This is a genomic window from Novosphingobium gossypii (genome assembly GCF_050433305.1).
Classification (GTDB): Bacteria; Pseudomonadota; Alphaproteobacteria; order Sphingomonadales; family Sphingomonadaceae; genus Novosphingobium; species Novosphingobium gossypii.
Genome location: NZ_JBNPXM010000004.1, coordinates 75,559 through 91,238, shown reverse-complemented (window position 1 = coordinate 91,238; position 15,680 = coordinate 75,559). Strand labels below are relative to the sequence as shown.

Annotated in this window: 15 protein-coding genes; 2 read left to right on the top strand and 13 right to left on the bottom strand. The window is 66.3% G+C overall.

The features are described from left to right. Positions 1–57 precede the first annotated feature (57 nt). Positions 58–1,455 (top strand): efflux transporter outer membrane subunit, encoded by a 1,398-nt coding sequence (locus GGR40_RS09855; protein WP_429276061.1) that lies wholly within the window; start codon positions 58–60, stop codon positions 1,453–1,455. Between the two features lie 47 nt (positions 1,456–1,502). Here the strand turns inward: GGR40_RS09855 and GGR40_RS09850 are convergent, their stop codons facing one another. The 5 genes from GGR40_RS09850 to GGR40_RS09830 form a co-directional block, all read right to left on the bottom strand. Continuing rightward, entirely contained in the window at positions 1,503–1,991 is a 489-nt protein-coding gene (locus GGR40_RS09850; protein ID WP_429276060.1) for a L,D-transpeptidase family protein, read from the bottom strand. A 5-nt stretch (positions 1,992–1,996) separates the two neighbouring features. Next, positions 1,997–3,286: an adenylosuccinate synthase gene (locus tag GGR40_RS09845; protein ID WP_429276059.1), complete on the bottom strand. Its 1,290-nt coding sequence runs from the start codon at positions 3,284–3,286 to the stop codon at positions 1,997–1,999. A 155-nt stretch (positions 3,287–3,441) separates the two neighbouring features. Then, on the bottom strand, positions 3,442–4,566 hold the full coding sequence (locus GGR40_RS09840; protein ID WP_429276058.1) for an ATP phosphoribosyltransferase regulatory subunit: 1,125 nt from the start codon (positions 4,564–4,566) through the stop codon (positions 3,442–3,444). Positions 4,567–4,756: 190 nt separating this feature from the next. Next, positions 4,757–6,340: a phosphoglycerate dehydrogenase gene (gene serA / locus GGR40_RS09835; protein WP_429276057.1), complete on the bottom strand. Its 1,584-nt coding sequence runs from the start codon at positions 6,338–6,340 to the stop codon at positions 4,757–4,759. A 144-nt stretch (positions 6,341–6,484) separates the two neighbouring features. Beyond that, a complete protein-coding gene (locus GGR40_RS09830) occupies positions 6,485–7,630 on the bottom strand; it encodes a phosphoserine transaminase (protein ID WP_429276056.1) in 1,146 nt (381 codons plus the stop codon). Positions 7,631–7,828: 198 nt separating this feature from the next. On the opposite strand from GGR40_RS09830, the gene GGR40_RS09825 reads away from it, so the two are divergent. Next, positions 7,829–8,506 (top strand): extensin-like domain-containing protein, encoded by a 678-nt coding sequence (locus GGR40_RS09825; RefSeq protein ID WP_429276055.1) that lies wholly within the window; start codon positions 7,829–7,831, stop codon positions 8,504–8,506. A 4-nt stretch (positions 8,507–8,510) separates the two neighbouring features. Here GGR40_RS09825 and GGR40_RS09820 read toward each other — a convergent pair whose 3' ends face one another. The 8 genes from GGR40_RS09820 to ccmC form a co-directional block, all read right to left on the bottom strand. After that, the gene (locus GGR40_RS09820; protein WP_429276054.1) at positions 8,511–10,451 is read right to left on the bottom strand and encodes a potassium transporter Kup; all 1,941 of its coding nucleotides are present in this window, start codon (positions 10,449–10,451) and stop codon (positions 8,511–8,513) included. A gap of 123 nt (positions 10,452–10,574) precedes the next feature. Beyond that, positions 10,575–11,255 (bottom strand): tetratricopeptide repeat protein, encoded by a 681-nt coding sequence (locus tag GGR40_RS09815; protein WP_429276053.1) that lies wholly within the window; start codon positions 11,253–11,255, stop codon positions 10,575–10,577. Then, entirely contained in the window at positions 11,252–11,641 is a 390-nt protein-coding gene (locus tag GGR40_RS09810) for a cytochrome c-type biogenesis protein (protein ID WP_429276249.1), read from the bottom strand. The genes GGR40_RS09815 and GGR40_RS09810 overlap by 4 nt, the downstream gene beginning before the upstream one ends. 23 nt (positions 11,642–11,664) lie before the next feature. Next, entirely contained in the window at positions 11,665–12,228 is a 564-nt protein-coding gene (locus GGR40_RS09805) for a DsbE family thiol:disulfide interchange protein (protein WP_429276052.1), read from the bottom strand. After that, a complete protein-coding gene (locus GGR40_RS09800; protein ID WP_429276051.1) occupies positions 12,225–14,222 on the bottom strand; it encodes a heme lyase CcmF/NrfE family subunit in 1,998 nt (665 codons plus the stop codon). The genes GGR40_RS09805 and GGR40_RS09800 overlap by 4 nt, the downstream gene beginning before the upstream one ends. Then, positions 14,219–14,677, bottom strand: coding sequence for a cytochrome c maturation protein CcmE (ccmE, locus tag GGR40_RS09795; protein WP_429276050.1), 459 nt, complete (start codon positions 14,675–14,677; stop codon positions 14,219–14,221). The genes GGR40_RS09800 and ccmE overlap by 4 nt, the downstream gene beginning before the upstream one ends. Next, a complete protein-coding gene (locus GGR40_RS09790) occupies positions 14,677–14,817 on the bottom strand; it encodes a hypothetical protein (RefSeq protein ID WP_429276049.1) in 141 nt (46 codons plus the stop codon). The genes ccmE and GGR40_RS09790 overlap by 1 nt, the downstream gene beginning before the upstream one ends. Further along, positions 14,817–15,551, bottom strand: coding sequence for a heme ABC transporter permease CcmC (gene ccmC / locus GGR40_RS09785; protein ID WP_429276048.1), 735 nt, complete (start codon positions 15,549–15,551; stop codon positions 14,817–14,819). Before ccmC ends, GGR40_RS09790 begins: the two co-directional genes overlap by 1 nt. Positions 15,552–15,680: the final 129 nt, after the last annotated feature.

Here is a 15,680-nt window from a genome sequence, read left to right as displayed (position 1 = left end):
GCCGATGGGGCGGGTCACGGCCCGCCCCATTAATTTCATCGACACAGGACATATCCGATGATGAAGCAAACTCTGGCGGCGCTGCTCGCCGCAACCGCCCTTTCCGCCTGCGCCGTCGGGCCGGACCATGTGGCCCCCACCCCGCCCGCTTCGGCGCAGGCCCAGTTCATCGGCGTGCAGAGCGCCGAGGTCACCACCGCCGCGCCTGACGACACATGGTGGAAGCTCTATGACGACGCCGTGCTGGACGGCCTCGTCACCGACGCGCTGGCGGCCAACACCGACGTGCGTGTGGCCGTGGCGCGCATCGAGAAGGCGCGCGCCGCCCTGCGCGGATCGCGTGCCGACCGCCTGCCCTCGACCGACATCAGCGCAACCGGCACATATGGCCGGGCATCCGAAGCCTCGGTGCTGCCCGGCTTCGACCGGGAAGGCCGCCGCGTCGATGGCGGACTTTCGGTCAGCTACGAGGTCGATCTGTTCGGTCGCGTAAAGCGCGGCATCGAAGCCTCCCGCGCCGACCTTGCCGCCGCGCAGGAGGATGCCGATGCCGTGCGCGTGACCGTGGTGGCCGACACCGTGCGCGCCTATGTCGATGCCACCAGCGCCAATGAACAGATCGAAGTCGCCCAGCGCACCGTCGATCTGCTGGCCCGTTCGGAACGCATCACCAACGCCCGGTTCGAGCGGGGCCTGAACCAGAAGCTGGATGTGATCCGCGTGACCCAGCTGCGCGAGGCGCAGGCCGCAAGCATCCCGACGCTGCAGGCCCGGCGCGACGCGGCGCTGTTCCGCATCGCCGTGCTGACCGGGCGCACGCCGCAGGATCTGCCCGACGGCGTGATCTCCCGCACGACCACTCCCGGCATCGCCACGCCGATCCCGGTCGGCGACGGCGCCACCCTGCTGGCCCGCCGTCCGGACGTGAAGGCCGCAGAGCGCCGCCTGGCCGCCGACACCGCCCGCATCGGCGTGGCGACGGCAGACCTTTACCCCAAGATCACGCTGGGGGGCTCGGTAGGCACCACGGCTGTCGGCCCGATGGATGTGATCGGCGGCGGCCCGTTCCGCTGGCTGCTGGGTCCGCTGATCTCCTGGGCCTTCCCCAATCAGGAAGCCATCCGCGCCCGCATCGGCGGCGCCCGCGCCGACGCCAAGGCTGACCTTGCCACGTTCGACGGCGCGGTGCTGAACGCGTTGGGAGAGACGGAGACGGCGCTGTCGGCCTATCGCAACGCCCTGTTGCGGCAGGAACGCCTTGCCGCCTCGCGCGATGCGGCAAACCGCGCGGCCAACGTCAGCCTGGCCCGCCAGAGCCGTGGCCAAATCGACGCGCTGAATGTCCTCGACGCGCAGCGCACGCTCGCCAGCGCCGAAGCCGACAGCGCCGCCGCCACCCGCGACGTCGCCTTTGCGCAAGTGGACCTGTTCCGCGCACTGGGCGGGCGCTGGTGAGATTGGCGTCGTCCCGGATCGGCTCCGGGACGACGCACAACGGAATGTCACGGATTGATCTGAATCGGCGTACCGTCCGGAACCGCCTGCCACAGCGCCTCTATCTCGTCATCCGACACGGCGATGCAGCCATCGGTCCAGTCGCCCGGCACGCGGACGCCCGCGCGACCGTTGGGCTGCCCATGGATCATGATCATCCCGCCGGGCGATCGTCGCCGCGCCTGCGCATAGGCCCGGTCGGCCTCGTTGGGGTAGGAGATGTGGAGCGACAGGTGATAGGCGCTGTCGGGGTTGCCCCAGTCGATGACATAGCGCCCTTCCGGCGTTCGCTCGTCACCTTCGAAGCGCTTGGGGCCGACCGGCTCGTCGCCAAGCTGGATGTGCTCGATGACCCGGACGAGGCTGTCGTTCGACCACAGTTCCATGATCCGCGCCGCCTTCCGCACACGGATCAGGTCGATTTCAGGAAACGGAGGCGCCGGATTGGCAGCGCCGAGCAGCAGAAGCAGCGGGGCGAACCGAAGGACGCCCCGCATCGTCCTCAATCCACGAAGGGATCGCGCACGAGGATGGTGTCCTCGCGCTCGGGGCTGGTGGACACCAGCGCAACAGGGGTTTCGATCAGTTCCTGCACGCGCTGGATGTACTTGATCGCCTGTGCGGGCAGGTCCGCCCACGAGCGGGCGCCGGCGGTGGTGCCCTGCCAGCCGTCCATCTCCTCGTAGATCGGCTCCACCGCAGCCTGATCGGCGGCGTGGCTGGGGTAGTAATCCAGCACCTTGCCGCGCAGGCGGTAACCGGTGCAGATCTTCACCTTCTCGAACCCGTCGAGCACGTCGAGCTTGGTCAGCGCGATGCCGGTGACGCCCGAGATCGCGCAGGACTGGCGGGTCAGCACCGCATCGAACCAGCCGCAGCGGCGCTTGCGCCCGGTGACGGTGCCGAATTCATGGCCGCGCTCACCCAGCCGCTGGCCGGTTTCGTCCTCAAGCTCGGTCGGGAACGGGCCCGAACCGACACGCGTGGTGTAGGCCTTGACGATGCCCAGCACGAAGCCGGTCGCCGACGGGCCAAGGCCCGAACCGCTGGCCGCCGTGCCCGAAACGGTGTTGGAGCTGGTGACGAAGGGGTAGGTGCCGTGATCGACGTCGAGCAGCACGCCCTGTGCGCCTTCGAACAGGATGCGCGCGCCAGCCTTCTTCACCTTGTTCAGGCGCTTCCACACGGGCTGGGCGAACTGCAGCACGAACGGCGCGATCTCGCGCAGTTCGTTCAGCAGCGCCTCGCGGTCGATCGGAGGCTGGCCGAAACCGGCGCGCAGCGCATCGTGGTGCGCGCAGAGGCGGTCAAGCTGCGGCTCCAGCGCATCCAGATGCGCCAGATCGCACACGCGGATCGCGCGGCGACCGACCTTGTCCTCGTAGGCCGGGCCGATGCCGCGACCGGTGGTGCCGATCTTGCCCGCGCCAGCCGCCGCTTCGCGAAGGCCGTCCAGTTCGCGGTGGACCGGCAGGATCAGCGGGCAGTTGTCCGCGATGGCGAAGTTCTCGGGGTTGATCTCCACGCCCTGGCCGCGCAGCTTCTCGACCTCGGACTTGAGGTGCCAGGGATCGAGCACCACGCCGTTGCCGATGATCGACAGGGTGCCGGTGACGATGCCCGAAGGCAGCAGGCTCAGCTTGTAGACCTGATCGCCCACGACGAGCGTATGGCCGGCGTTGTGGCCGCCCTGAAAGCGCACCACGGCATCCGCGCGACTGGCGAGCCAGTCCACGATCTTGCCCTTGCCCTCATCGCCCCACTGGGCACCGATCACGGTTACGTTGGCCATGGATATACTCCTCCACCCTGCCACGGTGGATCCAATAACGCCCTTCGACAGGACTCGGCGATATGGATTGTCTGTGGGGCAACCGCGCCCCGGCTTTTCGTGCGCGCCCTAAAAGGAAGGCAGGCGGGTAGTCAAGCGGGTAGTCGGGGCGAGGCTCAAACCGCCACCGCCTCGCCACCCTCCAGCCGGTGCGAACAGCCCAGCGCAAGTGCATCGTCCGCTTCGGAAAGCGCTGCCACCGTCACCCAGCCAATCGCGCGCTGCCGGCCCGCTACGGCACGGTCGTGGCCGAGCGGAAGGAACAGGCGGCGCTCCTCCCCGCCAGCGGCGGACAGGCTTTCGATCAGCGGATCGGGATAGAGCGAGAAACCGGTGGCAGCTTCCGGATTTCGCCCGGTCTGGCCCAGGATGCTGTACGTGCCGCCGCGCCCGATGCTGCCCGGAATTCCGTCGGCATAGATCGTGAAACCGAACCACGACTGGTATTCGAACCCATGGCGCTCGGACGGATCCAGCGTCAGCCGCGCCTTGTCGCCCACGCGCGCGGCGATGGCGCGCAACGCGGCGATGCGGCTGGCCAGAACACCGCTGACATCGAACGCCGCAAGCCGCTCTATCGCGCTGTCGAACGGGCCGACGGCGTACAACAGCGGCAGGTATGCCTCGCCGCCTGCATCGACCAGCCCGCCTGCGTCCTTCGCATCCAGCATCTGGCGCACCGCCTCGATGTTCTGCGAGGGCAGCGGCAGCGTTCCGGCGCTGAGGGTGTCGACGAGATCGGGCAGCGTGAAGTCCACCGATACGCCGGTGGCCCCGGCAGCGCGCAGCGTCTCGATGGCAAGCTCGACGATCTCGGCCACGCCCTCGGTCGAATCGCTGCCGATCAGTTCGGCGCCCAGCTGCAGGCGTTCGCGTGCAGGATCCAGACCATCGCCCTTGATCGTCACCACCTGCCCCGAATAGGACAGCCGCAGCGGGCGCGGCGCATGGGCCAGCCCGGTAGCGGCAATGCGCGCGACTTGGGCGGTGATGTCGGAACGCAGCGCCAGGGTACGCAGAGAGATCGGGTCCACGAACCGGAACATGCGGCGCACCTGCACGCCTGCCATGCGGCTCGCCAGCGCCCTTTCGAACTCCAGCACGGGGGTCTCGACGCGGGCGTAGCCGTGGCCTGCCAGCACGTCATGCGCGGCGCGGCGCACCGTCTGCGAGGCCCATGCCTGCTGCACCAGTCGGTCGCCCAGTCCCTCGGGCAGAAGATCGCGGTCATTTTCCTGCATAATGGGCGCGCCTTAAAGCCTGTTTGGAAAATGCGCAAAGGTGCATTTCGGCATGCGCCGAACTGCTCCTGCAACGATTGCCGACGAATTTTCTGTCGACGGCGACAGAATCGGCGCGCTCGTCAAGAAAACGGGGCCGGCGCACGTCGCGCCAGCCCCTTTCCGTTGAGAGCCTGTGTTGAAGCTGAGCTTAGAACGTCAGCGCCTTCACCGTCTTCACGCCGGGCAGCGCGCGGGCCTGCTCCAGCAGGTCGGCGGACAGATCGCCGTCGACCGAGAGCAGCAGCACCGCTTCACCACCGGCTTCGCGGCGGCCCAGGTTGAAGGTGCCGATATTGATCGCGTTCTCGCCCAGCAGGGTACCGATGCGGCCGATGAAGCCGGGCGCGTCCTCGTTGACGATATACATCATCTTGCCGGTAAGCTCGGCCTCGACCTTGATGCCGAACATCTCGACCAGACGCGGCTCGACGTTGTTGAACAGCGTGCCGGCCACCGAACGCTCACCCGCTTCGGTCTTCACCGACACGCGGATCAGGGTGTGGTAATCGCCTTCGCGCTCGGTCTTGACTTCGCGCACTTCAAGGCCACGCTCCTTCGCCAGGAACGGAGCGTTGACCATGTTCACCGTATCCGACTGGACGCGCAGGAAACCGGCGAGGACGGCGGCGGTGATCGGCTTCTGGTTCAGTTCGGCGGCAGCGCCCTCGACGTGGATCGAGATGCGCGGGACCGAGTCGATCGTCAGCTGACCGACCATCGAACCCAGCACTTCGGCCAGCTTCATGTAAGGCTTGAGCTTCGGAGCTTCCTCAGCGCTCAGCGACGGCATGTTGAGCGCGTTGGTGACGCCGCCGTTGACGAGGAAGTCGGCCATCTGCTCGGCAACCTGAAGCGCCACGTTGACCTGCGCTTCGGTGGTCGATGCACCAAGGTGCGGGGTGCAGATGAAGTTGGGGGTGCCGAACAGGGGCGATTCCTTGGCCGGCTCGGTCTGGAACACATCGAGCGCGGCGCCCGCGATGTGGCCCGAATCGAGACCTTCCTTCAGCGCGGCTTCGTCCACCAGACCGCCACGTGCGCAGTTGATGATGCGCACGCCCTTCTTGGTCTTGGCGAGGTTCTCTGCCGAGAGGATGTTGCGGGTCTGGTCGGTCAGCGGCGTGTGCAGCGTGATGAAGTCAGCCTTCGACAGCAGCGTGTCGAGGTCGGCCTTTTCCACGCCCATTTCCACGGCGCGTTCAGGCGTCAGGAACGGGTCGAAGGCGACGACCTTCATGCGCAGGCCAAGAGCGCGGCTGGCAACGATCGAGCCGATGTTGCCCGCGCCGATGAGGCCCAGCGTCTTGCCGGTGACTTCGACGCCCATGAAGCCGTTCTTCGGCCAGGTTCCGGCCTGCGTCTGCGCGTTGGCTTCGGGCAGTTGGCGGGCCAGCGCGAACATCAGGGCGATGGCGTGCTCGGCAGTGGTGATCGAGTTGCCGAACGGCGTGTTCATCACGACGACGCCCTGCGCCGAAGCTGCCGGAATGTCGACGTTATCGACGCCGATGCCGGCGCGGCCGATGACCTTCAGGTTCTTGGCGGCGGCCAGCATTTCCTTCGTCACCTTGGTGGACGAACGGATCGCGAGGCCGTCGTATTCGCCGATTCGGGCGATCTGCTGTTCCGGCGTTTCGCCGGTGATGACGTCGACGTCACAGCCCATCTCTTCGAAGATGCGGGCAGCGTTGGGGTCCATCTTGTCGGAAATGAGGACTTTGGGCTTGGTCATGGTCTGTATCCTTGCGCGCGTCGTCCCGGACTTGAGCCGGGAGCGGGGGCGATCTTTAGGAGAACACTTTGCTGCCGGGCGCCCCGCCCAAAGGTGAGCGGGGCACGGCCAGCGGTCCCGGATCAGGTCCGGGACTACGTTCGATTACGCGACGGCCTGTTCGGCCTTGACGGTGGCGTAGGCCCAGTCGAGCCAGGGGCCGAGCGCCTCGATGTCCGCCGTGTCGACGGTGGCGCCGCACCAGATGCGCAGGCCCGCCGGGGCGTCGCGGTATCCGGCGACGTCGTAGGCGGCGTCCTGCTTTTCCAGCAGGGCGGCGAACTTCTTGATGAAGTCTGCGTCGGCGCCTTCGACGGTCAGGCAGACCGACGTCTTCGAGCGGGTCGCCTCGTCGGCGGCGAGATGGCCCAGCCAGTCGCGCTCTTCGACGATCTTGCCAAGAGCGGCGGCGTTGGCATCGGAACGCGCCTTCAGACCTTCAAGGCCACCCAGCGACTTAGACCATTCGAGCGCGAAGATCGCGTCCTCGACGGCCAGCATCGAGGGGGTGTTGATCGTCTCGCCCTTGAACACGCCCTCTGCAAGCTTGCCCTTGGAAACGAGGCGGAACACCTTGGGCAGCGGCCAGGCGGGAGTGTAAGTTTCCAGACGCTCGACCGCGCGGGGGCCGAGGATGAGGACGCCGTGACCGCCCTCGCCGCCCAGAACCTTCTGCCAGGAGAAGGTGCCGACGTCGATCTTCGACCAGTCGATGTCGTAGGCGAACACCGCCGAGGTCGAGTCAGCGAAGGTCAGCCCTTCGCGGTCGTCGGGGATGAAATCGGCGTTGGGGACGCGAACGCCCGAGGTGGTGCCGTTCCAGGTGAACAGCACATCGGTGCTGAAATCGATCTGGGTGAGATCGGGAAGCTGGCCGTAATCGGCGCGGATGACGGTGGGATCGAGCTTCAGCTGCTTGGCAGCGTCGGTCACCCAGCCTTCGCCGAAGCTTTCCCACGCAACCGTCGTTACGCCGCGTGCGCCCAGCATGGTCCACATGGCCATCTCGAAGGCGCCGGTATCCGAACCGGGAACGATGCCGATGCGGTGGGTGTCGGGCAGCTGCAGCACTTCGCGCATCAGGTCGATGCAGTAAGCGAGGCGCGTCTTGCCGATCTTCGCACGATGCGAACGACCCAGCGATTCGACGTTCAGTTTTTCGGGGGAATAGCCCGGCGGCTTGGCGCAGGGACCGGAAGAGAAGTGCGGACGCGCAGGTTTGCGCGCAGGTACGCTAATCACATCAGTCATTTCTGACTCTCCTTGCAGAGAGCTCGCGCGGCGTTGGGACCGCGTGGCCCGAGGTCGCTCCTAATGTCGCCACCGCAGATGTCAATCGTCTTGCAGGCCAATACTCTGTGCAAAACGGTCGCGCGTGGATGGCGCCCTGCCGCGCGCTAAGGCACGGATAAGCGCAGGTTAAGCCACACCCCCCATGAGCTTGAACCCATGCGTAGAATTTTGTTCGCCTTCCCCCTGCTGGCGGCGGCCAGCGCCCTGGTCAGCGGCTGCATCGACCGTCCGGCTCCGTCGAAGCGGCAACCGACTCGCAGCGCGAATCGCCCGCAGTCCGCCCCGTCGCGCCCCGAACTGCGCCAGTGCCTGGCGACGCTGACCGCGCAACGGGCGATCTTCTCGCCGGTCGAGGACCGCTGGTATGGCAATGCCTGCTCCACCGTGGGCAGCGTGAAGCTGGCCGCGCTCAACACCGACAGCGCGACGATCACGGTGTCAGGCCTCGGCCCTGTGACCTGCGCGGCGGCAACGCCCTTCGCCGCCTGGGCGCGATATGGCGTGGACCGCGCGGCGCAGCAGATCCTTGGCAGCCGGCTGGTCAAGATCGAGACATACGGCAGCTATTCGTGCCGCAACGTGGCCGGCACCGCGCGGCGATCGGGCCATGCCAGCGCCAACGCCATCGACGTGTCGGGCTTTGTCCTGGGCGACGGGCGGCGCATCACCGTTCTGGGCGACTGGAACGGCGGCACAACGGAAGAACGCCGTTTCCTGCGCGTTGTGCACGACAGCGCCTGCAAGCGCTTCGGCACGACGCTGGGCCCCAACTACAACGCGGCCCACGCCAACCACTTCCATCTGGAAGCGGATGGCGCGAAGTTCTGCCGCTGAAGCCTCAGATTTCCAGCTGGCTGCCCAGTTCGACCACGCGGTTCGTAGGCAAACGGAAGAATTCCATCGCGCTGGCGGCGTTGCGCATCATCCATGCGAACAGCTTTTCGCGCCAGATCGCCATGCCGGGCTTTTCGGACGGGACCAGCGTCTGGCGTGAAAGGAAGAAGCTGGTCTTCATCATCTCGAACGGGCCACCGCAGAACGGCGCGTGGGCCAGCGCGGCGGGGATGTCGGTCTCTTCCATGAAGCCGTAGCGCAGCGTCAGACGGTAGAACCCCTGACCCAGATCGACGACGGTGAACCGGTCTTCCGGCTCCACATAGGGGCCGTCCTGTACCTCCACCGTCAGCACCACCACGCGTTCGTGCAGAACCTTGTTGTGCTTGATGTTGTGCAGCAGTGCCGATGGCACGCCCAGATTGCTGGAGGCCAGGAAGATCGCCGTCCCCGGCACCCGCGCGGCGCTGCCATGGGCGCTCTTGGCGAAGACGTTTAGCGGCAGCGCGGCCTCCGTCATGCGATCGCGCATGAGGCGGCGGCCCTTGTTCCACGTCGTCAGCAGTGTGAAGGCGATGCCGCCGATCATCAGCGGGAACCAGCCGCCGTCAGGCACCTTGGTGGCGTTGGCCGCGAAGTACGCACCATCCACCACGAAGAACACGGCCATGAACGGGATCGCCAGCCACAGCTTCCACTTCCACAGCACGACCACCAGCACCGCCATCAGGCAGGTGTCGATCAGCATCGCACCGGTTACCGCGATACCATAGGCGGACGCGAGGTTGGACGAGTTTTGGAACACCAGCACCAGCACGATCACGCCGGTCATCAGCGCCCAGTTGACGAAGGGGATGTAGATCTGTCCCGCTTCATGCTCACTGGTGTGACGGGTGGACAGGCGGGGGATGAAGCCCAGCTGCATGGCCTGATGCGTGATGGAGAACGCGCCGGAAATCACCGCCTGGCTGGCAATGAAAGTCGCCGCCGTCGCCAGGATGACCAGCGGAAGACGCAACGATTCGGGCGCGAGGTTGAAGAACGGGTTCTCCATCGCCACCGCCGCCTGCGCATCATCCAGCCCAAGGATCATCGCTGCCTGGCCGAAGTAGTTGATCAGCAGGCAGGGCATGACGAAGGCGAACCACGACAGCCGCATCGGCCCACGCCCGAAGTGCGCCATGTCGGAATAGAGCGCTTCGGCGCCGGTCACCGCCAGCACTACCGAGCCCAGAGCCAGAAAGCCCAGGATCTTGTCGGTCAGGAAGAACTGGATCGCATACCACGGGTTCAGCGCCACCAGCACTTCGGGCATCTGCACCAGATGGTAGATTCCCAGCACCGCCAGAACGGTGAAGTAGACCACCATCACCGGCGCGAACAGCGCGCCAACTTTGGCCGTGCCGCTCTTCTGGATGACGAACAGCGCAATCAGCAGCACCAGCGCGATCGGCAGCACGAACGGCGCAAGGTCGGACTGGACGACGGTCAGGCCCTCCACCGCCGAGAGCACCGACACCGCAGGCGTGATCATCGAATCGCCATAGAACAGCGACGTCGCGAAGACGCCCAGCAACACCACCAGCGATCCGTATCCGGACTTGCGGATGACACCCGAAATCAGCGCAACGAGGGCCAGACTGCCGCCCTGCCCCTTGTTGTCCGCGCGCATGAGCACGCCAACGTACTGGACCGACACCACCAGCGTCATCGACCAGAAGATCAGGCTGACGACACCGAGCACGTGCAGTTCGTCGATCGCCAGCGGGTGCGGGCCGACAAAGGTTTCGCGAAAGGCATAAAGGGGGCTGGTGCCGATGTCGCCGAACACGACCCCGACCGCGCCAAGTGCCAGCTTGGCGATGTTGCCCGAACCGTGGCCCGAACCATGAGACTCACCCGCCGTCGTAGGGACATAGGGCGTGTCCGCTGAAGCATCACTCATTCATGCGTCCTGTCATGGACTCGCAAACCGCCTGAAGCGGCTGCGGCAGACTTGCGCCGTTAGCAGCATGAATGGGGGCCCGCAACGATACTTGCAAGCTGGCCCGCAGTAGCAACGTTCCGTTCAGGGAACCGATGGAGGTGGCTGAACAGGTGCCGATTCGCGAGCGGTTTCAGCCTTTTCGGGGGCGATCGCCTCGTCCAGTTTCATCAGCTGTTGCGCCAGCGGAAGTCGGTATGGCGCATCTTCCGGTGCGTTCTTTACAACTTCCAGCCACAAAGCGCGCGCCTCCGGCAGGCGGCCTTCGCGCGCATAGGCAAGGCCCAGGAAGAACCTTGCGCCCGGCGCATCGGGCTCCGCATCGATCGCACGGCGATAGGCATAGAGCGCGGGCGGCGTCAGGCTGTTGTCGGCATGGGCGACCAGAGCATTGGCAAGGGCCAGCCATGCCTCGGCGTTTTTCGGATCGTCCGAGATGGCGCCGCGCAGGACTTCGGCAGCGTCACCGTAGCGCCCGTTGCGGGCAAGTCCGTCGGAAATCACGATCCAGCGATTGCCGGTCGGGATTCCGCTGTTGGTTACTTTCGCGCGCATTTCGACCAGCGCGGCCGGGTCGGCTGAGGGCGGCTCGGTTGCGTCCCTCGGGGCGCCGGCAAGGCTGGGCGACCCTTGCGTGACATAACCGGCGATACCCAGCAGCAAGGCCGATGCCACCGCTTCTCGCGCCCCCCGTGGCACCTTGAGCACGAAGATCAGCACCACCGCCACGATCACGGCAAGTCCGATGACGAAGATCCACGTCATGCCGCGCGACCCTTGTTCGAGAAGCGGCGGCGCAGCAGCAGCACCGCAAGCAGCACCAGCACCAGCGGCACCGCAAACAGCGGCCAGGTCAGCCCGGTCAGCTGCGGCGCATAGCTGACATAGTCACCATAGCGCTCGATCAGCCAGGCCCGGATCTGTTCGGGCGTTTCGCCCGCGGCGATGCGTTCGCGCACAAGGCTGCGCATGGAGCCGGCAATCGGCGCGTCCGAATCGGCGATGGACTGCCCCTGACACTGCAGGCATCGCAGCGTTTCCATCAGATCCTGCGCACGGGCCTCCTTGGCCGGGTCGCTCAGCTGACGATAGGCGTAAGGCGCGGTGGACTGTTCTTCCTGCGCGCAGACGGGCGCTGCCAGGGCCAGCATCACCAGCAGGACTGCAAGGCGCTTCACTGGCCCGCCTCCTTCAGCTTTTCCAGCAGCAGCGACAGGTGCTCGGGCCGGATTTCGCCGATGTGCTGGTAGACGATCGTCCCCTTGCCATCGACGACATATGTTTCGGGAACGCCGGAGGAGCCGAGCGCCAGTTGCACCTTGCCGTCGTCGTCGGCACCGATGCGCTGGAAGGGGTCGCCGTGCTCCTGCAGGAAGGCCTGCAGATCGACCGCGCTGTCCCGCACGGAAATGCCCTCGATTGGCACGCCCGCCTTCGCCAGCGCGCCCAACTGCGGCGCCTCCACCCGGCAGGGGATGCACCAGCTGGCGAAGATGTTGACGAGATGCGGCTTCCCGTTGGCCAGAACCTTGCTGTCCAGCCCCGGCCTGCCCGGCACGGCAGCGGGCAAGTTGAACTGCGGCATGGGCTTTCCGACCAACTGGCTGGCGACGGTCCGGTCCGCAGGGTGCAGCAGCCCAATCATCACCAGCACCACGAAGCCCACAAACAGCGCGAGCGGCAGCCATATGGCCCAAGCCCTCGCCTTGGGCGGAGTCTGCGGGGAGTGCGTGCTCATCGCCCCTGCCTCTCACGACGCCACGCGATCTTGTCTTTGGCGATGATACGGCGAACGTCGGTAGCCACCCGTCCGACCAGCGCCAGCAGACCGCCCAGCGCGATCATCAGACCACCGATCCAGATCAGCGGCGCAAACGGCTTCCACCACAAACGCAGCTGCCAGCGCGCGCCCGGGCCGCCCCGTGATGTCTGGTCGCCAGCCTGCTGGCCGTCAAGCCTCGGCGCTTCGCCCCCCAGCACCGCATAGAGCTGGCCGTTCCAGCGGGTCAGCAGGGCGGATTCGCTGGTCTGCTGTGGTGGCGCCCAGAAGCTGCGAGATTGCGGAACCATGCGCGTCACTTTGCCATCCACGCCGTAACGCACCAGCAGGCGGGCCTCCATCGCGGTCCAGTTCGGACCGGCAATTGGCTCCACCGTGTCCAGCTTGACGCCCCACGGCCCCACCTGTGTGATCTCGCCCGCGCGCACCGCCACCAGTTTCTCGATCGAGAACGCGCTTTCGCTGCTCATGCCGAACAGCGAAACGGCAATCCCGAAGTGCGCGACCACCATGCCCCAGACCGGCAGCGGCGTACGGCGCAGGTTGCGGCCCTTCAGCGGCAGGAGGCTTGCCCAGCCCAGCCCAACCGCCAGCGCCAGCCCCAGGAACGGCAGCAGCGCCACGCCGCCGATCACCAGCAGGCCGATGCCCGCCGCCAGAACCAGCATAGCCGGGATCACCAGCCCAAGACTTATGCGCCCAAACGAATCACGACGCCAGCGCAGCAGCGGACCAACCGCTAGCACCACCAACATGGGCACGGCGAACAGCGCGCTCATCGGGTTGAAGTACGGCGGCCCGACCGAAACCTTGGCCCCCATCGCCTCTGCGAAGAGCGGATAGAGGGTGCCGAAAAGCACGATCCCCAGGATCGCCGACAGCATGACGTTGTTGAACACCAGCGCCCCCTCGCGGCTGACGAGGGCGAAGCGCTCTCCTTCGGTCACGGTGGCTGCGCGGAGGCCGAACAGTACCAGCGCCCCGCCGATGTAGATCGCCAGCAGCGCCAGGATGAAAGTGCCGCGCTGCGGATCGACGGCAAAGGCATGCACGCTCGTCAGGATGCCGGAGCGCACGAGGAACGTCCCGATCATCGACATCGAGAACGCCACCACGCCCAGCATGATCGTCCAAGCGCGCAGGGCGTTGCGCGATGCAAGCACGCTGACAGAATGCAGCAGCGCCGTGGCGGCCAGCCATGGCATCAGCGAGGCGTTCTCCACCGGATCCCAGAACCACCAGCCGCCCCAGCCCAGTTCGTAGTAGGCCCAGTACGATCCGGCGGTTATGCCCACCGTCAGGAAAATCCACGCCCCCAGCACCCACGGACGCATGGCCTTGGCGAAGGCCGGCCCAACCTCGCGCGTCACCAGCGCACCGATGGCAAAGCTGAACGCGATGGATAAGCCGACATAACCCAGGTACAGCGTAGGCGGATGGAACGCGAGGCCCAGATCCTGCAACAGCGGATTGAGCCCGTTGCCCTGTGCCGGAGCGGGCGAAAGCCGCTCGAACGGGTTGGAGGCGATCAGCAGGAACGCATAAAAGCCCAGGCTCACAAAGGCCTGCCCCGCCAGGGTCGCCAGTATCGTACGTTCGGGCAGCCGCCGTTCCACCAATGCCACGAAGCCGCCGCCAAGTCCCATCACGGTCACCCACAGCAGCATCGAGCCTTCGTGGTTGCCCCAGGCCGCCGCGATCTTGAAGATCAGCGGCTTCATCGCATGCGAATTGAGCGCGACCAGCTTCACCGACAGGTCGGTTACGGCGAAGACGTAGATCAGGCACGCGAACGCCAGCAGCGCCAGCATGCCCTGCACCATGGCGACAGGCCGCGTCGCGCCGCCCAGCACTGCGCCGCGCTCGGTCAGGCCAAGGGCGCCGGAAACCAGTTGCAACGCCGCCAGCGCGGCGGCCAGCCACAAGGCGGCAAGACCCAGTTCCGCGATCATTTCGTCTCGGCGACCACTTGCCTGGCCTGCTCCTTCGTCATGTTCTGCATTTCGCGGGGCACGTAGTTCTCGTCATGCTTGGCCAGCAGATTGTCGGCCACGAACGTGCCGTCCGCCCGCATCCGGCCCTCTGCAACGACGCCCGAACCTTCGACGAACAGGGAAGGCACGATGCCCCTGAAAGTCACCGGCACCCGTGCCTTGCCGTCCTGCACGGCGAAATCGATGGTAACGCCGTCCGCCTCGGTCCTGAGCGAGCCCTTCTCCACCATGCCGCCAAGGCGCACCGCCCGGTCGGCCTCCGGCGGGTTGGCGACGATCTCGCTCGGCACGTAGAAATAGCTTGCCTGATTGCGCAGCGCCCAGGCTGCCAGCAGCCCCGCGCCGATCAGGACGACCAGCGCCACGATCAGCAGCACCAGACGCTGGTGCTTGGCTTTGAGTGCGCCCGCCATCAGCGCCCCTTCACCGCATCGCGGCGCTTTTCGGCCCGGCGCATCGACACGAGCGACCATGCCACCATGCCTAGCGTCGCGCCAACGCCCACTACATAGGCTGCGATCACGAAGGCCCAGGGATCCATCATCTCGCGCATCAGAACGCTTCCACTTCGGCGCGGGCCTTGCGCCGCAAACGGGCCTCAGCCTGCTGGTTCGCCAGGATCGCGCGCATGCGCGCCAGCACGCAGCCTGCGAAGATCAGGGTAAAGCCCAGCATCGCAGCCAGCAGCGGCCAGAGGAAATCGCCCGACATGGCCGACTTGCCCATGGTGATGCTCGGCGGCTGGTGCTGGCTGTTCCACCAGATCACCGAATAGTGGATGATCGGCACGTTCACCGCGCCCACCAGCCCGAAAATTGCCGGAGCGCGGTTAGCCCCCCCGTCGACAGCCTCGCTCGCCTGCGACAGCGCCATCCACCCGAAATAGAGGAAGAGCAGCACCAGCATCGACGTCAGCCGCCCGTCCCACACCCACCAGGTGCCCCAGGCTGGACGGCCCCACAGCGATCCGGTCAGCAGGCATACGGCGGTGAACACCGCCCCCGGCACCGCACAGGCGCGCGCGGCGATCCCCGCCAGCGGATGGCGCCAGACGAGCTCGGTAAAGCTGGCAGCGGCGATACCCATCCAGCCCGCCATGCCCAGCCACGCGGCGGGCACGTGCAGGTACACGATTCGAACGGTCTCACCCTGCAACTGCTCTGCCGGGGCAATGAAAAGGCCCCATCCCAGCGCCAGCGCCGCGATGACGAGCCCCGGCCCCATACAAAGCGGCATGAGCCAGCGCGCGATGCGCAAGAACCGGGCAGGATTGGCAAAGCCGTGCATGACAAGGGCGTTCTATAGTGCGGGTTGAAAGGAGCAAGTGGCTCAAATCAAAGCACCGCGCTTTTCCTCGCCAATCGGGGATTTCATACCCGCCCGGTGCGGCGTCCGGCCTGAAATCGGATGGACAGT